Here is a 23786-nt window from a genome sequence, read left to right as displayed (position 1 = left end):
TTATTGCAACACCACCGTCCGATCGCCATTGATGAACACCCGCCGCTCGACAAACGCCTTGACGACCCGCGAGCGTGATGCATTCGACGTCGCGTCCAGTGGCGAGCAACCGCTCCGGGCTATACGAATGATCGACACGCTCCACCACCTGTTCGATGATCGGGCCTTCGTCGAGATCGTCGGTCACGAAGTGTGCCGTGGCGCCGATCAGTTTGACGCCGCGCGCGTGCGCCTGGTGATAAGGCTTCGCGCCCTTGAAGCCAGGCAGAAACGAGTGATGGATGTTGATCGCGCGCGCGGCGAGCGCGCGGCTCGTTACACCGGACAGAATCTGCATGTAGCGCGCGAGAATCATCAACTCCGCGCCCGATGACTCGAACAGGTCGAGCAGACGCGCTTCCTGCTGCGGTTTGGTATCAGCGGTGATGGGCAGGTAGTGAAACGGCAGACCATGCTGCTGCGCGAGCGGTTCGAGATCACGATGATTCGAGCCGATGCCGACGATGTCCATCTTCAACTCGCCCATGCGCCAGCGGAACAGCAGATCGGCGAGACAGTGTTCGAGCTTCGAGACCATGATCAACACTTTCGGCCGGGTGCCGACGTCGTGCATTGCCCATGTCATCCGAAAGCGCTCGGCGATGGGGGCGAACTCGCGTTCGAGTGCGGGAACGTGCAGCGCCTCATCGTGCGCGACGCCGTGAAAGACGCAGCGTACGAAGAAGCGTTCGCTGAGATCGTCGTCGAACACGGTCAGTTCGTCGATATAGCAGTGATGCCGATCGAGAAAGCCGACGACGGCGGCGACCTGGCCCGCCGCGCTCGGACATGCGACGGTGAGAACCAGTTGAGCGGGACGGAAATCGGCGGACATGCGCTCTCCACTTGAACGATAGGGCGACGCCGCGGGGCGCGGCAGCCATCGTCGCAGTAGAGCAAACAGGCAGGGCTCGCGGATAGAAGCTAACCGCCGTCCCGCTGGAACGGGAACGTCAGGCTCATTGCGCGTCGAGTCCGCACTCGTCGAGCAGCCACCGGCGAAACGCGCTGACCGCCGGTGTCGCCGCGCGTGGCGTGACGAGCAGATAGCCGCGCTCGGTGACGACTGGCGTATCGAACAGTTCGACGAGCTGGCCGGTCGCGAGCAGTTCGTCGATGAGCGGCGCCCAGCCCAATGCAACCCCCTGGCCCATGATCGCCGCATGGGCCACCAGCGCGAAACTGTTGAACGTGATGCCACGGTGCGCGGCAGGTGCGTTCAGCCCGTGTGCGGCGAACCAGTCGGCCCACGACAGCCAGCGCGCCGGCAGGGTCGCCTCCAGATGCAGCAGCGGCAGGCTCGGCAGATCGGCTGGCCCGCGCAATGCCGGATGCGCGGCGCGAAAGGCCGGGCTGCACACCGGCGTGACGCGTTCGGCGAAGAGCTTGATCGCGCCGCGTGCGGTCCAGTCCGCGTGCTGATCGCCGAAGGCAATCGCGATGTCCGCCTGATCGTGCGAAGGATCGAACACGTTCTGCGACGTGACGATCTTCACGTCGACGTCGGGCATGAGCGCCTTGAACTGCGAGAGACGCGGCATCAGCCAGTAGGTGGCGAAACCGAAGTCGGTTGACAGCGTCAGCGTTTGCGGCGTGCGCCGCGCACGGATGTCGGCGCTTGCGCTGCGGATGGTATCGAGTGCGCTGCGCACCGCTTCGAAGAGGCGCACGCCGTCCCCGGTCAGCGTGACACCGCGATGGCCGCGCTCGAAGAGCGGCGCACCGAGCGCTTCTTCGAGCTGCACGACGCGCTGACTGACCGCGGGTTGCGTCGACCCCAACTCGCGCGCGGCCGCACTGAAACTGGCCAGACGTGCGGCGGATTCGAACATCGTCAACGCCTGCATTGGCGGCAAGCGATCCTGCCTCGACATAAGCCCCCCTTATGGGCACATAACGATTTGCCGTCTTCACAATGGCGAATTGACCAGCAATAGTGATGCACGTGCTGGGGTCGCCTGCTGGACTCCACGCCTGCATCAACCTTCTGCAATTCTATTCGAGGCGCGTTCCATGCTTGAAAGCGGAAAGAATATTCTGATTCTGATGGCCGACCAGATGACCCCGTTCGCGCTCGCCGCATACGGACATTCTCTGACGAAAACGCCCAATCTCGATCGTCTCGCAAAAGAGGGCGTCGTCTTCGAATCGGCCTATTGCGCGAGTCCGCTGTGTGCGCCGTCGCGTTTTTCGTTTCTATCGGGCAAGTTGCCGTCCGCGATCGGTGCGTATGACAATGCCGCGGAATTTCCGTCGCAAACGCTGACGTTCGCGCATTATCTGCGTGCCGAGGGGTATCGCACCGTGCTGTCCGGCAAGATGCATTTTTGCGGCGCGGACCAGTTGCACGGTTTCGAAGAACGGCTCACCACCGACATCTATCCCGCCGATTTCGGCTGGACGCCCAACTGGGACGCCCCCGGGGCGCGCCCCACCTGGTATCACAACATGAGCTCGGTGATCGACGCGGGGCCCTGCGTGCGCACCAACCAGCTCGACTTCGACGACGAAGTGACTTTCACCACTCGCCAGAAGCTGTTCGACATCGCGCGTGAGCGTCACGCGGGGAAAGACACGCGGCCGTTCTGCATGGTGGCCTCGCTGACGCATCCGCACGATCCGTATGCGATTCCGAAAAAGTACTGGGACATGTATCGCGACGAAGAAATCGACATGCCCGTGCATCGCGATTCGCTCGACGAAGCCGACGCCCACTCCAGGCGCTTACGGCACGTGTGCGAAACCGATCTCACGCCGCCCACCGACCAGCAGATCCGCAATGCGCGCCGCGCATATTACGGCGCGATTGCCTACGTGGACAACCAATTTGGCGCGATTCTCGAAGCACTCGAACAATCCGGGCTCGCGAAAGACACCGTGATCGTCGTCACGTCCGACCATGGAGAGATGCTCGGCGAGCGCGGCCTCTGGTACAAGATGACGTTCTTCGAAGGCGGCTGCCGCGTGCCGCTGATCGTGCATGCGCCGCAGCAGTTCGACGCGCATCGCGTGCAGGCGTCGGTATCGCACCTCGATCTGCTGCCGACGCTCGTCGAACTCGCGCGCGGCGAAGCACCGGCCGTGTGGCCCGATTCGCTCGACGGCCGGAGCCTCGTGCCGCATCTGCGCGGCACGCGCGGCGCTCACGATGAGGCAATCGGCGAGTATCTGGCGGAAGGCGCCATTGCACCGATGGTGATGGTGCGGCGTGGGCGCTTCAAGTTCATTCATACGCCGGCCGATCCCGATCAGCTTTACGACGTGCAGGCCGACCCGCTGGAGCGCGAGAACCTCGCACAGCGAAGCGAATACGCGTCACAGGTGGCGGCGCTGCGCGAGGAAGTCGCCCGGCGCTGGGACCTCGCGGCGCTGCACGACCAGGTGCTGCAAAGCCAGCGGCGGCGGCGCTTTCATTTCGCGGCGACCACCCAAGGCTCGGTCGCGTCATGGGACTGGCAGCCGCTCGTCGATGCGAGCCAGCGCTATATGCGCAATCACATCGATCTCGACACGCTTGAAGCAATGGCGCGCTTTCCCTCCGTTGCTCGGTGACGATCATTTCTTCTTCTTTCGACAGGAAACCGGCATGATGAAAAAGCGCTTGAAACACGCGGTATTCGCCGTGGCGGCGTTATGCGCGAGCGTTGGCTTCGCGGTGGCCGCAGAGCCTCAGTCTTGCACGCGGGTCAACATGGCAGGGCCCGGATGGAGCGACATCGACGCGACCAATGCGATGACGGGCGTGTTGCTGAAGGCGCTCGGCTACCAACAGAGCATCGCCAATCTATCGGTGCCGATCACCTATCAGGGGCTGAAGAAAGGGCAGATCGACGTCTTCCTGGGCAACTGGATGCCGGCGCAGGCGCCGGTGGTCAAGCCGTTCGAAGACGAAAAATCGATCGACGTCGTGCATCCGAATCTGAGCGACGCGAAGTTCACGCTCGCCGTGCCCGATTACGTGGCCGCCGCCGGCGTCCATTCGTTCGCGGACCTGGCGAAGAATGCGGACAAATTCGACAGCAAGATTTATGGCATCGAGCCCGGGGCGCCCGCGAATCAGAACATCAGGAAGATGGTCGGTGACAAGGTATTCGGACTCGGCAACTGGCAACTCGTCGAGTCGAGCGAGACAGGCATGCTCACGCAGGTCGAGCGCGCCGTGCGCGACAGGAAGTGGATCGTGTTCCTCGCGTGGGAGCCGCATCTGATGAACACGAAGTTCAGGTTGAGCTATCTCGACGGCGGCGACAAGTACTTTGGACCGAACTTTGGCGGCGCCACGGTCAATACCGTGACGCGCAGCGGGTATGCCGGTCAATGCCCGAATCTCGGCCGCCTGTTCAGGCAACTCACCTTCAATGTCGATCTGGAAAACGGCGTGATTACCGAAGTGCACGAGAAGAAGGCCGGTGTCGACGCTGCCGCAACCGACGCGTTGAAGCGCCACCCCGAACTATTGAAGTCGTGGCTCGACGGTGTGAGTACGGTCAATGGCGCGAATGGTTTGCAAGCGGTTCAAACTGCGCTCGGCGTGAAATAGCAGCGGTATCCGTTGTGCCGAAAGCGCGGCGTTTCTTAAGTCGCCGAGCGACAGATTTATGTCGCTTCCGCGCGACTCGTCATGAATCTGGACCCGTATTCTTGGTTCGTCCGATTTAACGTTCAAAGATAAAGCGTGTCATGCCGCGCGCGCCTTGATCGCGTGCCGCAGGGATCGCTATATCCGGCGAAATACACAGGCAAAGAGCGGGGAGAAGCGTATGAAGAAGAGCAATGTGTTGGGTCTGTCGGCACTCGCTATGGCAGCCGGCGCCGTCTGTGCGCCAACGGCCGCATACGCGCAAAGCAGCGTCACGCTGTATGGCATTCTGGACGCGGGCGTTACCTATGTAAGCAACGCGGGCGGCTCCCATCAGGTCAAATTCGACGACGGCATTTCATATGGCAACCGCATCGGCTTCAAGGGCGTAGAAGATCTCGGTGGCGATTGGCAGGCGGTGTTCGTGCTCGAATCGGGCTTTCACCTTGGCAATGGTCAATTGGCATTCGGCGGCGCTCAATTCGGACGGCAGGCCTATGTGGGTTTAAAGAACCGCTGGGGCACGCTGTCGCTCGGCAACCAGCTCGACATGACCGAGGAGTTCGTCTACCTGTACAACATCTCGGCGTGGGCGAGCGGCTATGCGATCCATCAGGGCGACTTCGACCGGATGAATGGCGACCGGCTGCCGAATTCAATCAAGTTCCTATCGAATGATTTCTCCGGCTTGACGTTTGGCGGCATGTACTCGTTCGGCAATACCGCGGGCGATTTCCATGAGAAGAGCGCGTGGAGTGTCGGCGCGCACTATGAGCACAACGCGTTCAACATGGGCGCCGCGTATACGCAGTTGAACGACCCATACGGCATCTATGCGTTCGATCCGTTCGCGATGCTCGGCGTGCATACCTTCCTCGGCCAGCCCACGGTCTCCGTCGATCCGGCGACGGGCGCGATAACGGACCTGTATAGCGCGTCGTCGTTTCCGGTCGACCGGCAAGGGGCGTTTGCGATCGGCGCGGCCTACACGATCGGCAAGGTGATGCTGAGCGGCAATTTCACGTACACGACCATCAAGGGCTTAGGGCAGACCTCGCATATGCAGGTCTACGAAGGCGGCGCCGCGTACACGTTCACGCCTGCGCTCCTGCTATACGGCGGCTACCAGCACACGCGATTCGAAGGCAATCACTGGAATCAGGGTTCGCTCGGCCTGCATTACCTGTTGTCCAAACGCACCGACGTTTACCTCTCCGGCGATTATCTGCGCGCGTCGGACGGCGTGAACGCGGTGATCGGCTATAGCTTCACGCCGTCGAGTTCCAGCACGCAGGCCGATGTGCGGATCGGCATGCGGCATTCGTTCTGATACTGCGTCATGCGAGATCAGCAAGCCGTCGCTTCAGCGTTTCAATCAATGCGCGCACTTTCGCCGGGGGATGGCTGGTGGGCGGAAACACGGCCTGGATACTCGCGGCATCGGCTGCCCAGTGCGGCAGCAGACGAACCAGCCGCCCCGTCTCGATGTCATTGCCGATCGAAAAATCCGTCAGCAAACCGAAGCCGCCACCCGCGAGCGTCGCTGCGCGGCACGCGTCGGCGGTGTTCACCAGAAACGCGTTTTCGCATCGCACGCTGTCCGTTGTGCCGTCGTCGCGCCGCAACTCGAGCGCCAATGGATGCGGCAACACCGTCAATGCGCAAAAGGGCAGCGCCGCCAGGTCGGCCGGTGTTCGCGGTGTGCCCCAGGTGTCGATGAACGCCGGGCTCGCGACGATCCATTTGACGAAGCTGCCAAGCTTCACTGCCCGGTAATTCGAATCCGCGAGCCGGCCCAGGCGAATCGCGACGTCGATACCGTCGGCGATCAAGTCCACGTATTGGTCGCTGCACAGCAATTCGACGTCGAGTTGCGGATGTTCGCGGCGCAGTTCGACCAGTGCGGGCGCCACCACCAGCGCGCCGTAATCGATCGGCGAACTGACGCGTAACGTACCGCGCACCGGCGCGCTCTCTCCGCTAACCGCATTCAGCGCTTCTTCGGCCGCGCGCAGAATCTTCACGCTCGCTTCGTAGAACGCGCGGCCCGCTTCCGTGACGCCGAGCCGCCGCGTCGTGCGCACCAGCAGACTCGCGCCCACTTCCGCCTCCAGCCGTTGCATGTGCGTGCTGACCATGGTTTTGGCGAGTCCCAGGCGGGCGGCGGCAGCGGTCAGCGAGCCGGCGTCGACGACCGCGACGAAGATCGCCAGACGATTGAGGTTTACGTCACGTACGTCGGCCATGGTCGATTGTCCATCTTCGATTGAATGTGTTTCCGGGATTATCGGGCTTCCGCGAGCGACCGCGCGCACCTATGCTGGCGACGTACCCCATCGAACTCCGGAGTCTGACATGCCTGCTGCCCAACCCGCCCAACCTATTCGACTGTATACGACGCTGCTGTCCGGGCATGGGCATCGGGTGAAGCTGTTTCTGTCGCTGCTCGATCTGCCGTTTGAAGTCGTCGAATTGAACATGAAAGCCGCCGATAACCGCAAGCCGGAATACCTGGCGCTGAACCCGTTCGGCCAGGTGCCGACGATTCAGGACGGCGACGTCACGCTGTTCGATTCGAATGCGATTCTCGTCTATCTGGCGAGGCGTTACGGCGATGCCTCGTGGCTGCCGGACGATCCGCTCGGCGCCGCGGCGGTGCAGCGCTGGCTCTCGCTTGCCGCGGGGCAGATTGCGTATGGGCCGTGCGCCGCGCGGCTCGTGACGGTATTCGGCGCGCCGAACGATCATCAGACCGCGAAGAACATCGCCGTCAAACTGTTCGACGTGATCGAACAGGAACTGGCCGGCAAGCCTTTTGCGGCGGGTGATCATGTGACGATCGCCGATATTGCCGCGCATACCTACATCGCCCACGCGCCGGAAGGCGGTGTGTCGCTGGAAGCGTATCCGAACATTCGTGCATGGCTGCGTCGTGTGGAGGCGCTGCCGCGTTTCATTGCGATGCCGGCGACCAGGGCGGGTCTGGTCGCCGCGTGAGCCGTGCATGACCTTTGGCTGGAGTCCGACCATGTCCGCTTTTGTTTCACTGAATGGCTGGGGTGTCGACGCGTCGCCGTTTCACGCGGGCGAGGTGGCCGCGCAGCAGCGCGCGGGGGTGACTAGCCAGGCGGAATCGGCTGGACGTCGCGGGATTCGGCGTTATATGCCGGAGCAGCATCGACAGTTTTTTGCCGAGCAGCCGTTCATGGTGTTCGGTGGCGTCGATGCGAACGGTCAGCCGTGGGCGACGTTGCGGGCGGGCAAGCCGGGTTTCGTGTCGTCGCCGGATGCGAAGACGCTGCGCATCGACGCAGGCGTGCTGCCCGGCGATCCGCTCGCGGGGCACTGGCAGCCAGGCGTGATGATCGGCGGGCTTGGGTTGCAGCCGCAGACGCGGCGGCGTAACCGCATCAACGGCGTGGTGAGCTTGGTGGAAGGCGAAACGCTGCTCGTCGACGTGACGCAGAGCTTCGGCAATTGTGCCAAGTACATCCAGAGCAGAACCCCGACTTTTGTTGAACCGGGTGCGCCGTTGCCTTCCGAGCCGCAAGTCGCTGCACAACTCGGCGACGAGGATCGTGCCCTGATCAGGCGCGCCGATACGTTTTTCATCGCGAGCGCCAACCTCGGAGAAGAGGCGGGGCTCGCGCGTGGTGTCGACGTGTCGCATCGCGGCGGTGCGCCTGGCTTCGTTCGTGTCGACAACGCAGCCACGCTGACGACCCCGGACTACAGCGGCAATCGCTTCTTCAACACGATCGGCAATCTGCTCCATGATCCGCGCGCGGGTCTGCTGTTCATCGACTTTGCGACGGGCGATCTGCTTTATCTCGCGGTGCGGGCGGAAGTGATCTGGGACGGCGCGGAACTGGCGGCCTTCGCGGGCGCGGAGCGGCTTGTCCGTTTTCATATCGATGAAGTGCGGCGCAGTCGGGGTGCATTGCCGTTCCGATGGTCGGAAGTTGAGTTCGCTCCGCAGTTTGCGGCTGCTGTTCGTCAGCCAACCACGAGTACTTCCTCCTGGCAGAATCTGAAGGTTGCAAAAGTGGTCGAAGAAACGCCGTCGATTCGCTCGTTTTACTTTGAATCGATTGACGGTACGCCATTGCCGCCTTTCAAGCCGGGGCAATTCCTGCCGATTCGTGTGCCGGCGACGGGATCGGGTACACCGCTGGTGCGCACCTATACGCTTTCCGATTCGTACGACGCGCGGCGTTATCGGATCAGCGTAAAACGCGAGGGTGTTGCGTCGAGCTGGTTGCACGATCATCTCGTCGTCGGCAGGCAGATCGAAGCGAAACGGCCCGGCGGCACGTTCATCTACGATGAGGATAGCCAGCGGCCCGCCGTGCTCGTTTCGGCTGGCGTCGGCATCACGCCGATGATGGCGATGCTGCATCACGTACTGCATTCACCTGACGGCGGTAAGGCGCGCGCGAAACGTGTGTTCTTTTTTCATGGCGCACGTAGCGATGGCGAACGGCCATTCAGCGCTCATTTGAAAGAGGTCGCGATGCGTTATCCGGTGGTTTCGGTGCATCTGTTTGATAGTGGCGCAGGGAGCTTGATGCAGGGCGTGTCGGCCGGGCGTATGAGTATCGACACACTCAAGCGCGTACTTCCGTTCGATGACTATGATTTCTATCTGTGCGGGCCTGAGCAGTTCATGCGCGACATGTACGAGGGACTGCGTGCCCTGAATGTCGCAGATGAGCGGATTCGGTTCGAGGCATTTGGGCCGTCGAGTATCAAGCGCGCGGCTATCAAGCGCGAGATGCCGGCGGCAGAGACAAGCGCGCGCAACGCTGGCACGTTGCCGGTGACCTTTGCGCGGTCGGCGCGCACGATTCAATGGTCGCCGCGCGACGGCAGCTTGCTGGAATTCGCCGAGGCGCACGGTGTCGACGCGGCGTCGAGTTGCAGGTCGGGTACGTGCGGGACGTGTTCGACGCGGTTGTTGTCGGGGCGGGTTCGGTATCAGGGAGAGGTCGTCGCGGATATCGAACCCGGACATGCGCTTGTTTGTGTGGGACGACCCGCGGAAGACGATGGGGACGCGGGCGTAGTGCTGGATTTATGAGGGGCGGGTGATGGCGTTATTCGGGAACGGGATGCGAGCCCGACGAATTCAGACCCCCGCCACGTGCATTACCAACCGATCCGATGCTTCTCATCGGTTTCCTTGTGACGCCGATCATCGTCGACATGCAGATACTGGCTGGTCGTGGTGAGTGACGCATGCCCCAGGTTGTCGCGCACCAGACGAAGGTCGACCTGCTGATCCGCCATGTTCGATCCCGCGCCATGCCGCAGCCAATGCGCGGAGGCCAGTTCGAGTTGATCAGCTCGCTGCAGGTACGCGTCGCCGCGAGCACGGAGTGCCTGCGCTGCCCCGCTGAAAACCTGCTTGACGATGCGATGCAACGCGGCACGCGTCAGCGGTTTGCGCGACTGACCGACCGGCAGCACGAGCGGCGTGTCTTCGAGCGGCGAAGGCAGTGGCGGCAATCCCTGTTGACGACGATAGGCGGAGAGTTCCGCCATCATTTCCGCCGTTGCAGGCACCAGTCGTTCCTTGTCGCCTTTGCCCAGCACCTCGAGCCACCAGCGATCGACGCCGTTCGCATCGCGACGGCAGAAAAACCGTCCCATCGTGTTGGTGCTCACCTCGGTGATGCGCAAGCCGCCCAGATAGAGCAGGGTGAAGAGCCAGCGCACTCGCACAGCGTGCTCACGCTCGCGATCCGTCTCTTTGGGCATGGCCTGAATCCAGTTTTTGACTTCGCGCCATAGCTCGGGCGAAAGATAGCGGGTGACGCGCGGCTTCGCGCGGCGCGCGCGCTGACGGGACAGCGACAGCGGGTTGCCGGCGAGATAGCCCGCCTGCACGAGCCACGCAAACATCACGTTGAGAATCACCAGCGCCTGACGTTGGCTTGTTGCCGAGAGCGGGCCGTAGAACGGACGCCAGCGCGGATCGCCACGCGGATGTTTGCGCCCGCCGTTTGCCGTCCATTGCGCGCTCGGTTGCGGGTCGGTGAGAAAGTGCTGATAGACGAGCAGGTCCTCGTGCGTGAGCGAAGACAGCGGCTTGCCCAATTGAAGCAGCGCCCACAGCAGCAGGCGCTCGGCTTCCTTGCGGTAGTTGTCGAAGGTGGTTTTCTTGTCGGCGAAGCGGGCAAGCCAGGCGCGAATCGCGTCGAGATCGTGTTGCGCGGCGATCTGGGCGATGACGTTCTGAGCGCGGTTGGTGCCGGCGCGGCCATCCAGGTTCGGGGGGATGACCAGCGTGTCAATGGAGCAGGGGGTTGGCAGAAGGGCGGTCACGGAGGACTTGGAGGTGGGAGTGTCTGTTGCGCATGTCGCCACGCATATTTTCAACATTATAGCCGTAATGTCAAATTAACTGGCCAGTGACGTTGTATATAGTGCGAAATACGTTGTATTACGAACGTATTAAATCTTGCGACCGGCGGCATGACGCGCCGAACGACGCGGATAGGTAAAGGGATTGAGGCAAAAAGGGACGCTCGCAACCGGAGCCGCAAGCATGAGGGAGGAGCTTCTCCGACAGAGCACGTTGGCGCGATTCTCAAGTTGCCGGCGATGACGAAACGACGCCTGTTTGCCGCAGGCTAATGCTAGCCCGCTAGTGAACAGGCGCGCCAAACCCGATCGGCGAACCTGCGGATGACTCATCTGGCCACCGTTGCCTCACCGGATAGTGCGACATGCGGCGGCACGAGAAACAGCGCGCAAAGCAGACTGCCGATGCCCATCAGCGCGATCACGCCGCCCATCGGCCACGGCGTGCCGTCGGCGAAGATACCGACTAGCGCCGATCCGAGGATGCCGGTGCCGAACTGGCTCGCGCCGATGAGTGCCGACATCGCGCCGGCGCGTGCGGGGAATATAGCCAGCGCACCCGCAATCGCATTGGCGACGATGAAGCCCGCCGCCGAGACGAACAGGAAGAGGGGAATCACGAGGCCTGCCAGGCCGCCCCAGCCGGTCCATGCATCGAGCGCCAGCAGCACGCCCGCGAGCGCTGCGCCGAGCGTGCCGGCCCGCATCAGCCGGCCGCTGCCGAAACGCCGCACCACCCTCGCGTTGATCTGGTTCGTCAGCATGATGCCGACGATACCGACGGCGAACAGCACGCCATAGAACTGTGGCGACACGTGGTAAGCGGTGATGTACGCGAACGGCGTGCCGGCGATATACGCATACAGCCCGCCATAGAAGAATCCACCCGTGCCCGCGTAGCCAAGCACCCGGCGATGCCTCAACAATGCGCCGTAAGCGGCGAGTGCGCGCCCGAGCGATTCATGATTGCGGCGCGCCGCAGGGAGCGTTTCCGGCAGTGCGCGCAGCGCGGCGAGCGTCGCCAGTCCCACGGCGACCAGGGTCCAGAAAATTGCCCGCCACGACGCGACGTGCAGGATCAGGCTGCCCACGCTCGGCCCCAACAGCGGCGCGACCGCCATCACCGTCATGAGCGTCGACATCATCTGGGCCGCGCGGTGGCCCGTGTAGAGATCGCGCACCATCGCTCGCGCCAGCACGACGCTCGCGCACGCGCCCGCGGCTTGCACGACACGCCAACCGATCAGCATCGGCGCGCTGGTCGATAAGGCACAGCCGGCCGAGCCAATGACGAAGAGTACGAGGCCGATGGCGATCGGCCGGCGGCGGCCGTAACGGTCGCCAATGGGTCCCCACAGCAATTGCCCGAGACTGAAGCCGATCAGATAGCCGGAGATCGTCAGCTCGACCGCGCCGGCGTCGGCGCGCAGCGAGAGCGCCATCGCGGGGAGCGCGGGCAGGTACAGGTCCGTCGAGATCGACGCGAACGCCATCAGCAGGCTCAGGATCGCGAGAATGCGCAGCCCGTGCTGATCGGCGGCGAGATGCGCGTCGGCAGGGGCATCGGCGTGCGCAGCACCGGGAGACGTTCTCGGCGACGCAGGGGATCGATTGTTCGACGACATGGTTCGAGATCCGGTTCGGCGTTTCTTTGGCGCCAATGACCGTCCTCCGCCGCCACGGTGGTGCGGCAGCGCAGGAGCACGGGAGCGACGCGGAAAGCCTGCGCGGTTAGCGGTCGACGCGCTGTTGCAGATGGGCCGGATAACGATCGCCCACGACCTTGATCTGCTTCAGTGCGGCTTCGATCGCGGACAGGTCGGCAGCCGACAATTCGAGCGCAGCCGCGCCCACGTTTTCTTCCAGCCGATGCAGCCTGGTCGTGCCGGGAATCGGCACGATCCACGGGTTCTGCGCCAGCAGCCAGGCGAGAGCGATCTGCGCGCGCGTGGCACCCTTGTCAGCCGCGATTTTGCCGAGCACCTCGACGAGGCCCGCATTGGCCGTGCGGTTCTCTTCGGAGAAGCGCGGCACCACGTTGCGGAAGTCCGTGGCGTCGAACGACGTGTTCGCGTCGATCGCGCCGGTCAGGAAGCCCTTGCCGAGCGGGCTGAACGGAACGAAGCCGATGCCCAGTTCCTGCAACGTGGGCAGCACCGTTTCTTCCGGCTCGCGCCACCACAACGAATACTCGCTTTGCAGCGCAGCGACCGGCTGCACGGCGTGAGCGCGACGGATCGATTGCGCGCCCGCTTCGGACATGCCGAAATGCTTCACCTTGCCTTGCGCGATGAGATCCTTGACGGCGCCCGCGACGTCTTCGAGCGGCACGTTCGGATCGACGCGATGCTGATAGAACAGGTCGATACGATCGGTCTTCAGACGCTTCAGCGACGCTTCGGCAACGGCGCGAATGCGTTCGGGCCGGCTGTCGAGCGGCTTCTTCGAATCACCGTCCTGAAAGCCGAACTTGGTGGCGATGACGATCTGATCGCGAAACGGCGCGACGGCCTCGCCGACCAGTTCCTCGTTGGCGAAAGGGCCGTAGCATTCCGCCGTGTCGAAGAACGTGACGCCTTGTTCGAAAGCCGACTGAATCAGTTTGATACCGGCGGATTTCTCGGTGGCCGGTCCATAGCCGAAGCTCAAACCCATGCAGCCCAGGCCGAGCGCCGATACTTCGAGACCACTGTTTCCCAGTGCGCGCTTTTGCATATCCATTCTCCTTTCGACAGGTGACGAGCGGGGCGCGCATCCATGGGCGCGCAGAGCCGCATCGCTCGATGATCAATAGGGTGCAGCTTAGGCTGTTGGCCGTTATTCAACAATGCGTCTAGAATTGCATGAGGTTATGAAGGAAATTCACATATGCTGCGTGCCGGTCTGTCCGAACTCACTGCTTTCGTCGCGATTGCCCATCAGCGCAGCTTCAGCGCGGCCGCCCGTACCCTCGGTGTGTCGCCTTCGGCGCTCAGCCACGCCATGCGGGCTCTCGAAGCGAGACTCGACGTGCGCCTGTTCAACCGGACGACCCGCTCAGTCGCGTTGACCGAACCCGGCGAGCAGCTGCTGCGGCGCGTGGGGCCCGCCATTGCGGACCTCGAAGATGCGGTGAACGAGGTCGCCTCCGCACGTGACCGTCCGTCGGGCTCGATCCGCATCAGTGCGTCCGAGTCGGCCGCGAAGTCGATCGTTCGGCATGTGCTGCCCGGGTTTCTTGCGATGTATCCGGACATTCACGTCGAGTTCGTCGTGGATACCCGGCTCGTGGACATCGTGGCCGATGGCTTCGATGCAGGCGTCCGCGTCGAGGAAGATGTGCCGCGCGACATGATCGCCGTGAGGTTCGGCCCCGCGATGCGATTTGCAGCGGTAGCGTCCCCCGAGTACTTTGCGCGCCATGAGGCGCCCAAAGCGCCGCACGACCTGGCGAAACACCGGTGCATCCGGTTCCGCTTCGAAAGCGGCGCGCTCTATCGTTGGGACCTCGAACATCACGGCAAAGGCGCCAGCGTCGACGTGGACGGTCCCATGACGTTGGGCAATATGAATGTGATGGTGGAGGCGGCGCTGGTCGGCATTGGCATTGCCTGGGTGCCCGATCATCTGGTCGCTGAACCTCTCGCAGCGGGGCGGCTGATTCGGGTGCTGGCCGAATGGAGTCCTTCGTTTCCGGGATTGTGCCTCTATTACCCTGCAAACCGGCATCCGCCTACCGCGCTCAGACTGTTCGCCCAGGCGGTGAGGGATTGGGCCAACGCCTCTCGCGAATAGCGCGGTCGGGGCGTGGTTCGCTATTGCACGCGTGCGCGCGGCGATTGATGAATCGCGTACACAAGGGCATGCACGTGATCGGCCTTTTTCCCTTGGCGCGCCACCTTTAACATGACCTGGGCCTTTCAATTCGCACCATCCGATCGTATCAGCGCCAACCAGGTTACTTCACATCACTGGCGAATGCAGAAGATGCGGATGCTCGAGCGTGTCGGCGATTGCGCGCAGCGCCCCCTCGCATTCGATCCGATTCTTCGAGCCTCCCAGACATACGCGCAGCGCGTTAGGTGGATTGCCGTCGGTCGAGAACGCTGCTGCGGCGACAGCGGCAATGCCTTGACTACGCAACTGTAGCGCCAGTTCCGAAGCACTCCAGCCGCCTTCGCGAGGAATCGGCAGCCACAGATGAAAGCCGTCCGGATGCGCATCATAGGACGACGCGCCGAGCACGCGAGCGGCAATTGCCTGGCGCGCTTTCGACTCGCTGCGAATCGCGCTGAGCATCTCTTGCGCCGTGCCGTCGGTGACCCACTGTGTGGCGAGCGACACCGTAAATGGACTCGCCATCACCGTGGTCGCGCGCAGCGCGCCTGCCAGGCGCTGTGCCTGACGTGGAGTCGGCGCGTGCAGATACGCGACGCGCAACCCGGCCCCCAGATTCTTCGACATTCCCGTCATGTAGTAAGTCAGCTCAGGCGCGAAGCTCGCCAGCGTGGCCGGTGCTTGCTGCGGCAACATCGCATATGCATCGTCCTCGATGATCGGGACGCTGTAGCGCAATGCCACCTCGGCCAGCGCCTCGCGCCGCCTGTGCGTGAGCGTCAGCGTGCTCGGGTTTTGCAGCGTCGGATTGCAATAGAGCGCGCTCGGCTTGTCGGTCTTGCAGAGCGCTTCGAACGCGTGCGCCAGCGGCCCTTCGTCGTCGCGCGCGAGCGCCTGCAAACGCACCCCCAGTTGCGCTGCGATGGCCTTGATGCCCGGATAGGCGAGCGTGTCGAGACAGATCGATGCACCTTGACGCGCCAGCTGTGAGACGAGTGCGACGAGCGCGCTGTGAATGCCCGGACACACCAGCACGTTGTCCTGCGAGCAATGAGTGAGGCGGCGCTTTAACCACTCCGTGCCCGCCGCCTTGTCGGCCGGCGTGCCGCCGAAATCCTGATAACGCAACAGTTGGTACGGGTCGCTATTCGCCATCAGACGCGCGGCGGATTCACGCAGGAGTGCGGCGTGGTCAGCGGGCTCGGGGGGCGTGTTCATCGTCATTTCAATGCTGCTGCCACCGCTTAGCGGCAGCGTCGCGGTTCGGCCGCGCACGAAGGTGCCGCTGCCGGCGCGCGAATCGAGCAGGCCGCGCTTTTTCGCCTCGGCATAGGCGCGCGCCACGGTCGTGTAGTTCAGTGCCAGTTCGTCGGCCAGTTCGCGCAGGCCCGGCAGTCGGTCGCGCGGGCGCAGGCGTCCGGTCGCGAGATCTTCTTCTATCAGATCCGGGATCGCGAGATAGGCCGGTTTGCGAATTTCAGCAAGACGTCTGATCCAGTGGTGAGTCGGACTGCTCATGGTGTTCATGGAAATCGAAGGCCTTTGGGAAAGACATCACGCATGTGCGAATCAGCGCTGGAAAGTGATCGCATCGCGTGCTCTGTTTGATCGGATTGATTGGATGGGCAACTGGGTCGAGCTTGGTGAATGGTTGCACCGGAACAGCGTATTTTCACCATCACGACCGCACCTGGCTGGTGCGATCGACGCCTGCCCGGCCGGGCCCGTTGGCCGATCTCGCTGCATGCAACCTTCGGGCCAGGAAATTTTTCGGGACGCCTCGCGAATGATTGTCTATTTGATCGGAAAGTGATCGCATTGGTGGCGACCGTCATTGGCATGGCCGTTGCGTTAGTGGGTTCGGCGCAAACGTAAAGGGGCGCCTTGATATGACGCTTCATTTCCCCGTCCGGCAAATCACATTGGAGAGTGCCATGCCAGTTGTCAACAAACCGCTGCATCAGAAGGGCGATTACCTCGTCGACTACGAAGAGAAAGTCTTCGAGGACGTGAAGGCCGAGCCAGGCGAAAAGGCGCTCGTCACGTTTCATACGGTGGCGTTTGAAGGCTCGATCGGCTTCGTCAATCTTCTGCAAGCCACCCGTCTGCAGCGCAAAGGTTTCGAAACCTCGGTACTGCTCTATGGCCCGGGCGTGACGCTAGGTCTGCAACGCGGTTTCCCAACGCTCGGCGACGAAGCGTTTCCGGGTCATCTGAACTTCAACAAGCAACTGATGAAGTTCATGGAAGAGGGCGGCAAGGTGTATGCGTGCCGCTTCGCATTGCAGGCGCTGTATGGACATGGCGAAGCGTCGCTGATCGAAGGCATTCGTCCGATCAGTCCGCTCGACGTGCTGGACATCCAGCTTCTGCATCGCAAGGACAACGCACTGATCATCCACACCTGGACGGTCTGAGTACAGGCGGCCACCACCATGTCTGAAAAACGCATCGTTCGTGCCGCCGCAGTCCAGATTTCACCGGACTTCGAGCGCAGCGACGGCACGCTGAACAAGGTTTGTGAGGCGATCGACCAGGCGGCGCGCGAAGGCGTGCAACTGATTGTGTTTCCCGAAACCTTCGTACCGTATTACCCGTACTTTTCGTTCGTGCGGCCACCGGTTGCCTCCGGCGCCGACCACATGCGGCTTTACGAAGAAGCGGTGGTGGTGCCCGGCCCCGTGACGCAGGCGGTGGCCGAGCGTGCCCGCCTGCATCGCATGGTCGTCGTGCTCGGGGTGAACGAGCGCGATCACGGCAGCCTGTACAACACGCAGCTGATCTTCGATGTGGATGGGCAATTGTTGCTCAAGCGCCGCAAGATCACGCCGACGTTCCATGAACGGATGATCTGGGGGCAAGGCGATGCGGCGGGACTGAAGGTCGTGCAAACCGGCGTGGCACGCGTGGGTGCGCTCGCCTGCTGGGAGCACTACAACCCGCTCGCCCGCTACGCGTTGATGACGCAGCACGAGGAAATTCACTGCAGCCAGTTTCCGGGCTCGCTGGTGGGGCCGATTTTCGCCGAGCAGATTGAAGTGACGATCCGCCATCACGCGCTCGAGTCGGGCTGCTTCGTCGTGAACGCAACGGGGTGGCTGACCGAAGCGCAGATTGCATCTGTCACGAGCGATACGAATCTGCAAAAGGCGCTGCGTGGCGGCTGCAATACGGCAATCGTGTCACCTGAGGGGCAGCATCTGGCTGCGCCGCTGCGTGAAGGCGAAGGCATGGTGATCGCCGATCTCGACATGGCGCTGATCACCAAGCGCAAACGCATGATGGATTCGGTCGGCCACTATGCGCGGCCCGAATTGCTGAGCCTCGCCATCAACCAGCGGCCGGCTACGACAGTGTCGCCGATGCCGTCGCCGGGCAACGCGGGGAACGCCTCGTCCAGCACCGATTTCAACTCAACCATGGGATGCCGCGATGAATACCAGCGAGACCTTGCCGGCCGCGAGCCGGCAATTGATGACTGAATTGCAGTCGGTCGGCTTGCGGCTGGCCGATCCTGGTGCCGGCGTCGCCAGCCGGCGCGGCGGCGCGGGACCGTCCGATCACAAGGCAGTGACGGTGGATGGCGTGACCATCATGGTGCCGGTGCATACGAACACGGCGTGGCATTCGCCGTTCGTCGCCGCGCCTGCCGATGCAGACGGCACCAGCGCACTGTTGCGTGGCACGATTCCGATTGCGAATATCAGCTTTCCAAAGGCGCCGCGCTTTTACGCCATGCAGACGCTCGACGGCGTGCCGTACTCGCACATCGCAACGCTGCACAGCGCCGATGTGCTGGCGACCACCGTGCTGCAAACCTGCATTCGCTATGAGAGCCGCCGCAAGACGTGCAAGTTTTGCGCGATCGGTCAATCGCTTGCTGCGGGCCGCACGATTGCGCGCAAGACACCGGAGCAGCTCGCAGAAGTCGCGCGTGCGGCGGTGCTGTTGGACGGTGTCAAGCATATGGTGCTGACTACCGGCACGCCGCCCACCAGCGACCGTGGCGCGCAGATTCTCTGCGAGAGTGCGTTCGCGATCAGGGCCGCGGTCGATCTGCCGATCCAGGCGCAATGCGAACCACCGGACGACGATCAATGGTTCACGCGCATGAAGGCGAGCGGCATCGATACGCTCGGCATGCATCTCGAAGTGGTGACGCCGTCGTTGCGCGAACGCATCATGCCGGGCAAATCGGGCGTGCCGCTGTCGCGCTACATGGACGCGTTCAAGGCGGCGGTAGCCGTATTCGGGCGGGGGCAGGTGAGCACCTATATCCTCGCGGGACTCGGTGACACTGCCGAAGCGATTCTCGCGATCTCGCGCGAGTTGATCGACCTCGGTGTGTATCCGTTTGTCGTGCCATTCGTGCCGATCAGCGGCACGCCGCTTGAAGATCATCCGGCGCCGTCGCCGGAGTTCATGAAGTCGGTGCTGCAGCCGCTCGGCTCTATGCTCGCTGCGGCCGAAATGCGCTCAGCGGACATCAAGGCCGGCTGCGGCAAATGCGGCGCGTGCTCGTCCCTGTCTTCGTACGAGGTGTGATCATGTTTGGCGAAGCGATTGCGGGGGCATCGGGTGAACTGACCGACCACGATGTTGCGCCGGCGTTTTACACGCCGGCCGAATACCGGATCAAGTGGACCACGCTGCAGTGGGAAGCCGATGAAGCCTACAGGCTGCGGCGCGCGGTGTTCTGCATCGAGCAGGGCATCTTCGTCGGCGACGACCGCGACGAGATCGACGAGCGTGCACAGCAACTGGTCGCGGTGAGCTGTATTGCCGGGATGCCGGAGCAGGTGGTCGGCACGGTGCGGATCCATCAGGAAAAGCCTGGCGTCTGGTTCGGTTCGCGGCTCGCCGTGCACGCTGCGTTTCGCCGTCACGGCAAGATCGGTGCGACGCTGATCCGTCTCGCCGTGACGAGCGCGCACGCGCTCGGCTGTCAGACATTCCTCGCGCATGTGCAGAGCCAGAATGTGCCGCTGTTTCGCCGTCTGCGTTGGGATGTACTTGCAGAAGAAAGGATGCTCGGCCGTCCGCATCATCTGATGCAGGCGCAGCTTCAGCACTACCCGCCGTGCACGACACCGCGCAGCGGCTTTGTCACGCAATCGCGGAGCGGGTCATGAGTCTGGCGGATCTGGTCACGGGTTTGCGCGAAAGCCGCGGCTTTCGGCACAAGACCGATATTGCCGGCGTCGTGTCGTCGCTGGCGCGCCACCTGCCGGGCGGTGCCGGCGATCTCGGGCAGGCAGTGGCGGTAGGCGACGATTGCGCGGCCTTGCCGGATGGCGACGCTTACCTGTTGTTCGCCATCGAAGGCATGGTCAGCGACTTCGTGCAGGCGATGCCCTGGTTCGCCGGCTACAGCAGCGTGATGGTCAACGTCAGCGATATCTATGCCATGGGCGGGCGGCCGCTCGCGGTCGTGGATGCGCTGTGGAGCGACGGCGTCGACGCGGCGCACGAGGTGCTGGCGGGCATGGTGGCCGCCTCCGTGGCGTACGGGGTGCCGATTGTCGGTGGACACACCAATGCGCGAAGCGATCAGGCGCAACTGGCCGTGTCGATTCTGGGTCGCGCTAACGCGCTGTTGTCGAGTTTCAACGCGAGACCGGGCGACCGCCTTCTGATGGCGGTCGATCTGCGCGGCCACTTCGAGGAACCGTATCCGTTCTGGAATGCCTCAGTCGGCGCGCCGGCTGCGCGTCTGCGCGACGACCTTGAGCTATTGCCGCAGTTAGCCGAAAACGGGCTGTGTGATGCAGCGAAGGATATCAGCATGGCGGGTACGCTGGGCACGGCATTGATGTTGCTCGAATGTTCGCAGGTCGGCGCTCGCATCGATCTCGATGCGATCCCGAAGCCGGCTGACGTGCCGCTCGCGCGTTGGGTCACCGCGTTTCCGAGTTTCGGCTACCTGCTTTCGGTGCGTGAAGCGTACGTCGAAAGCGTGCAGGCGCGATTTGAGGCGCGCTCCCTCGCCTGCGTGGAGATTGGCACGGTAGACGCAACGCGCCTGGCGGTCGTCCATCGCGGTGACGATGTGGCAGTGTTGTGGGACTTCAGCGGCGAGTCGTTTATCGTCCCGGCCGATCAGGTGCCGCGATGAGCACGGACGCATTGCGGATCGCGCTGTTGACGCACTCGGTCAATCCGCGCGGCGGCGTTGTGCATACCCTCGAACTGGCGAGCGCACTCAGTGCGCAAGGACATGACGTCACGGTGTTTGCACCGGCTACGAACGGCGAGACGCTATTTCGCACGCCGCCATGCCGCGTGGTGTACGCGCCGGTCACGGACTCGCAGGCAGGCACCGTTGCGCTGGTCGATGCGCGCATCCGCGCATTGAAGCGGAGTGTGCGGGCGCACGGCCCGACGGCCTTCGATGTCTTGCACGCCGAGGACAGCATCAGTGGCAATGCACTCGCCGAGCTCAAGGGGGAGGGCGTGATACGCGGTTTCGTGCGCACCGTGCACCACCTCGATCACTTCGACGATCCGCGTCTTGCGGCATGGCAAGTACGCGCGTACCGCGACGCCGACCAGGTTTTCTGCGTGAGCGACACGTGGTCACGCGAGATGCTAGCTCGTGACGGAATCGCTGCGGTCACGGTGTCTAACGGCGTCGACACAGCGCGTTACACCTCACAGGCGCTACCCGCAGACGAGGCGCTCAGGCAACGGCTAGGACTCGGAGCGGGGCCGCTTATCCTCGCGGTGGGTGGCGTCGAAGCGCGCAAGAACACGCTCGCGCTGCTGGATGCGTTTGCCCTGGTGCGCCGCGCCTTGCCGCTCGCCCAGCTTGTCATCGCGGGCGGCGCCAGTCTTCTCGATCACAACGCGTACACGCAGCGTTTTATCCGGTGCGCGGCGCAACACGGTTTGTCCATCGGACCGCACGAAAGCATCGTGGTCACAGGGCCGCTCGAAGATCCCGCGATGCCGGCTTTATTTCGGAGCGCGGATGTGCTGGCGATGGTGTCGGTGCGCGAGGGCTTCGGCCTGGTCGTGCTCGAGGCGCTCGCGTGCGGCACGCCGGTGGTGGCGTCGGCGATCGCACCGTTCACTGAATACCTCGACGACGCCACCTGTTTCTGGGCCACCCCCACCGACGCCCACTCGATTGCCGCAGCGCTGCTGTGCGCGATTCGCGGCGATAGTGCGACCGATTTTGCTGATGCGGTGCCTGCGCTGCTTGCCCGCTTTAGCTGGGAGGCTAGCGCCCGCCGTCATGTCGACGCCTATCGCGCGTGGCTCGCACACCAGCCGCTTGCCATTCACCAAGCCATCAGCAAAAGGGGATTTTCTATGCCTGTCATGCACTTCCGGATTCAATGGCCCGACGGGGACGAAGCAAACTGTTATTCGCCGTCGCAGGTGGTCAGCGAGTTTTTTACGCCGGGCCATGCTTATCCGCTCGACGATTTTGTCAGACGCTCGCGCGAGGCGCTCAACATTGCCTCGGAGCGCGTGCGGCAAAAGTACGGCTTTGCCTGTTCGGCGGCGATGGATCAGCTCGCGCAGATCGAACGGGAGGCAGAGCGCTTTCGCAATCGACCCGACGCGACCGTCAAGGTCGTCGAACTGCTCTAAACCCAGGATAAACCGTTGAACATGGTGCGCCGGACGGCAGCGCCGCGACGGTGAGCCGATTCTTTACTTGCAAGGATGCATCATGTCGAACACAGCGCACTCCGTAAGCGCCGGGACGCGCGAGAATAGGCACTACAGCGTGCTCGTCGTCGGTGGCGGGCAGGCCGGCCTGTCGATCAGCTACTATCTGAAACAGGCTGGAGTCGACCACCTCGTCGTCGAGAAGAACACCCTCACGCACACCTGGCGCAACCAGCGCTGGGACGCGTTTTGCCTCGTCACGCCGAATTGGCAATGCGCGTTGCCGGGATATCCGTACTCGGGCAACGATCCTCACGGCTTTATGAAGAAGGATGAAATCATCGCGTATCTCGACGGCTTCATCGCGATGGTCGATGCGCCGGTAATCGAGCACACACAGGTCAAACGCGTGCAGCGGCTGGACGACGGCACCTTTGCGGTCGCGACGAGCCAGGGCGATTTCACCGCCGATCAGGTCGTGGTGGCCTCGGGCGGTTATCACACGCCGATCGTGCCGCGCATGGCTGAACGCCTGCCCGCGCAGATCCTGCAGTTGCAGTCGTCGGAATATCGCAACCCGCAGGCGCTGCCCGAGGGCGCGGTGATGGTGGTGGGATCGGGGCAGTCCGGTGCGCAGATTGCCGAGGACCTGCATCTGGCCGGCCGCAAGGTGGTGCTCGCCGTGGGCGAGGCGCCACGCTGTGCGCGCTTTTACCGCGGGCGCGATGTGGTGGACTGGCTGGCCGACATGAAGTACTACGACATGCCGGTGGAAAAGCATCCCTTGCGTGAGGGGGTGCGCGACAACACCAATCACTATGTGACCGGCCGCGACGGCGGACGCGACATCGATCTGCGCAAGTTCGCGGCCGAAGGCATGGAGTTATACGGACGGCTCGAAGACCTGCGCGACGGACGGCTGCACTTCACGCCGAACCTCGCCGCCAATCTCGACGATGCGGACGATACCTATAACCGCATCAATGCGAGCATCGACGGCTTCATTGAAAAGAACGGTATCGATGCACCGCCCGGCGGTGTCTATGAGCCTGTGTGGCAGCCGCCTCACGAGCGTGGGACGCTTGAACTCGCAGGCAGTGGCATTACATCGATTATCTGGTGCATTGGCTTTACGCCGGACTTCAGCTGGATCGACGCCCCCGTGTTCAACGGCCGCGCTTATCCGGCGCACACGCGAGGCATCACGCCGGTTGAGGGACTCTACTTCATGGGCTTGCCGTGGCTGCATACGTGGGGCTCGGGGCGTTTCTCGGGGATCGCGCGCGATGCCGACTACGTGGCGCAGGCCATTCTCGCAAGCCTCCGTGAGCGAACGTCCTCTTGCGACACTGTAGAGCCTTGACGC

General features: G+C 63.1%; 20 protein-coding genes and 2 pseudogenes. 15 read left to right on the top strand and 7 right to left on the bottom strand.

Going from position 1 to position 23786, the window contains the following annotated elements:
- Positions 1-874 (bottom strand): annotated as a pseudogene (gene purU, locus ACZ9H4_RS16370) (formyltetrahydrofolate deformylase).
- Between the two features lie 124 nt (positions 875-998).
- On the bottom strand, positions 999-1913 hold the full coding sequence (locus ACZ9H4_RS16365) for a choline sulfate utilization transcriptional regulator (RefSeq protein ID WP_476119683.1): 915 nt from the start codon (positions 1911-1913) through the stop codon (positions 999-1001).
- A gap of 139 nt (positions 1914-2052) precedes the next feature.
- Between ACZ9H4_RS16365 and betC the strand changes: the two genes are divergently transcribed.
- The 3 genes from betC (at position 2053) to ACZ9H4_RS16350 (ending at position 5948) form a co-directional block, all read left to right on the top strand.
- The gene (gene betC / locus ACZ9H4_RS16360) at positions 2053-3591 is read left to right on the top strand and encodes a choline-sulfatase (RefSeq protein WP_476119681.1); all 1539 of its coding nucleotides are present in this window, start codon (positions 2053-2055) and stop codon (positions 3589-3591) included.
- Positions 3592-3625: 34 nt separating this feature from the next.
- On the top strand, positions 3626-4579 hold the full coding sequence (locus tag ACZ9H4_RS16355; protein ID WP_476119679.1) for a choline ABC transporter substrate-binding protein: 954 nt from the start codon (positions 3626-3628) through the stop codon (positions 4577-4579).
- A gap of 220 nt (positions 4580-4799) precedes the next feature.
- A complete protein-coding gene (locus ACZ9H4_RS16350) occupies positions 4800-5948 on the top strand; it encodes a porin (RefSeq protein WP_476119677.1) in 1149 nt (382 codons plus the stop codon).
- A gap of 7 nt (positions 5949-5955) precedes the next feature.
- Here the strand turns inward: ACZ9H4_RS16350 and ACZ9H4_RS16345 are convergent, their stop codons facing one another.
- Entirely contained in the window at positions 5956-6864 is a 909-nt protein-coding gene (locus ACZ9H4_RS16345) for a LysR family transcriptional regulator (protein ID WP_408327753.1), read from the bottom strand.
- Between the two features lie 109 nt (positions 6865-6973).
- Here ACZ9H4_RS16345 and ACZ9H4_RS16340 point away from each other — a divergent pair, with 109 nt between their 5' ends.
- Both ACZ9H4_RS16340 and ACZ9H4_RS16335 read left to right on the top strand, forming a co-directional pair.
- Positions 6974-7615, top strand: coding sequence for a glutathione S-transferase family protein (locus tag ACZ9H4_RS16340; protein WP_408153393.1), 642 nt, complete (start codon positions 6974-6976; stop codon positions 7613-7615).
- A 31-nt stretch (positions 7616-7646) separates the two neighbouring features.
- The gene (locus ACZ9H4_RS16335; RefSeq protein WP_476119674.1) at positions 7647-9698 is read left to right on the top strand and encodes a pyridoxamine 5'-phosphate oxidase family protein; all 2052 of its coding nucleotides are present in this window, start codon (positions 7647-7649) and stop codon (positions 9696-9698) included.
- A 68-nt stretch (positions 9699-9766) separates the two neighbouring features.
- Here the strand turns inward: ACZ9H4_RS16335 and ACZ9H4_RS16330 are convergent, their stop codons facing one another.
- The 3 genes from ACZ9H4_RS16330 to ACZ9H4_RS16320 all read right to left on the bottom strand — a co-directional run bounded on the left by ACZ9H4_RS16330 (position 9767) and on the right by ACZ9H4_RS16320 (position 13699).
- Positions 9767-11002 carry a tyrosine-type recombinase/integrase gene (locus ACZ9H4_RS16330; protein ID WP_476119672.1) on the bottom strand — a complete coding sequence of 412 codons (1236 nt, stop codon included), beginning with the start codon at positions 11000-11002 and terminating at the stop codon, positions 9767-9769.
- Between the two features lie 311 nt (positions 11003-11313).
- Positions 11314-12609, bottom strand: a complete 1296-nt coding sequence (locus ACZ9H4_RS16325) for a multidrug effflux MFS transporter (protein WP_476119670.1) — start codon at positions 12607-12609, stop codon at positions 11314-11316.
- Between the two features lie 106 nt (positions 12610-12715).
- The gene (locus ACZ9H4_RS16320) at positions 12716-13699 is read right to left on the bottom strand and encodes an aldo/keto reductase (RefSeq protein WP_476119668.1); all 984 of its coding nucleotides are present in this window, start codon (positions 13697-13699) and stop codon (positions 12716-12718) included.
- A 153-nt stretch (positions 13700-13852) separates the two neighbouring features.
- On the opposite strand from ACZ9H4_RS16320, the gene ACZ9H4_RS16315 reads away from it, so the two are divergent.
- Positions 13853-14758, top strand: coding sequence for a LysR family transcriptional regulator (locus ACZ9H4_RS16315; RefSeq protein ID WP_476119666.1), 906 nt, complete (start codon positions 13853-13855; stop codon positions 14756-14758).
- A gap of 168 nt (positions 14759-14926) precedes the next feature.
- Here the strand turns inward: ACZ9H4_RS16315 and ACZ9H4_RS16310 are convergent, their stop codons facing one another.
- Positions 14927-16318 (bottom strand): aminotransferase-like domain-containing protein, encoded by a 1392-nt coding sequence (locus ACZ9H4_RS16310; RefSeq protein WP_408141519.1) that lies wholly within the window; start codon positions 16316-16318, stop codon positions 14927-14929.
- A 129-nt stretch (positions 16319-16447) separates the two neighbouring features.
- On the opposite strand from ACZ9H4_RS16310, the gene ACZ9H4_RS16305 reads away from it, so the two are divergent.
- The 9 genes and pseudogenes from ACZ9H4_RS16305 to ACZ9H4_RS16265 all read left to right on the top strand — a co-directional run bounded on the left by ACZ9H4_RS16305 (position 16448) and on the right by ACZ9H4_RS16265 (position 23783).
- A complete protein-coding gene (locus ACZ9H4_RS16305; RefSeq protein ID WP_408141460.1) occupies positions 16448-16675 on the top strand; it encodes a hypothetical protein in 228 nt (75 codons plus the stop codon).
- A gap of 59 nt (positions 16676-16734) precedes the next feature.
- The gene (locus ACZ9H4_RS16300; RefSeq protein WP_028194136.1) at positions 16735-17217 is read left to right on the top strand and encodes an MSMEG_0572/Sll0783 family nitrogen starvation response protein; all 483 of its coding nucleotides are present in this window, start codon (positions 16735-16737) and stop codon (positions 17215-17217) included.
- A gap of 18 nt (positions 17218-17235) precedes the next feature.
- Entirely contained in the window at positions 17236-18282 is a 1047-nt protein-coding gene (locus tag ACZ9H4_RS16295) for a Nit6803 family nitrilase (RefSeq protein WP_408153399.1), read from the top strand.
- Positions 18275-19345, top strand: coding sequence for an MSMEG_0568 family radical SAM protein (locus ACZ9H4_RS16290; RefSeq protein ID WP_408141518.1), 1071 nt, complete (start codon positions 18275-18277; stop codon positions 19343-19345). The genes ACZ9H4_RS16295 and ACZ9H4_RS16290 overlap by 8 nt, the downstream gene beginning before the upstream one ends.
- 2 nt (positions 19346-19347) lie before the next feature.
- On the top strand, positions 19348-19932 hold the full coding sequence (locus ACZ9H4_RS16285) for an MSMEG_0567/Sll0786 family nitrogen starvation N-acetyltransferase (RefSeq protein WP_408327740.1): 585 nt from the start codon (positions 19348-19350) through the stop codon (positions 19930-19932).
- Complete coding sequence (locus tag ACZ9H4_RS16280) at positions 19929-20915, top strand: sll0787 family AIR synthase-like protein (RefSeq protein WP_476119661.1); 987 nt, start codon at positions 19929-19931, stop codon at positions 20913-20915. The genes ACZ9H4_RS16285 and ACZ9H4_RS16280 overlap by 4 nt, the downstream gene beginning before the upstream one ends.
- A pseudogene (locus ACZ9H4_RS16275) lies at positions 20912-22078 on the top strand (MSMEG_0565 family glycosyltransferase); the annotation flags it as partial. The gene ACZ9H4_RS16280 and the pseudogene ACZ9H4_RS16275, both read left to right, overlap by 4 nt.
- Positions 22079-22114: 36 nt before the next feature.
- Positions 22115-22399 carry an MSMEG_0570 family nitrogen starvation response protein gene (locus tag ACZ9H4_RS16270; RefSeq protein WP_408141455.1) on the top strand — a complete coding sequence of 95 codons (285 nt, stop codon included), beginning with the start codon at positions 22115-22117 and terminating at the stop codon, positions 22397-22399.
- Positions 22400-22481: 82 nt separating this feature from the next.
- Complete coding sequence (locus ACZ9H4_RS16265) at positions 22482-23783, top strand: MSMEG_0569 family flavin-dependent oxidoreductase (RefSeq protein ID WP_476119659.1); 1302 nt, start codon at positions 22482-22484, stop codon at positions 23781-23783.
- The last annotated feature ends 3 nt before the right edge of the window (positions 23784-23786 follow it).

Source organism: Paraburkholderia sp. TE9906, assembly GCF_056279605.1.
Note: the sequence above shows the minus strand (reverse complement) of the source record. Positions and strands in the feature narration are given on the sequence as shown.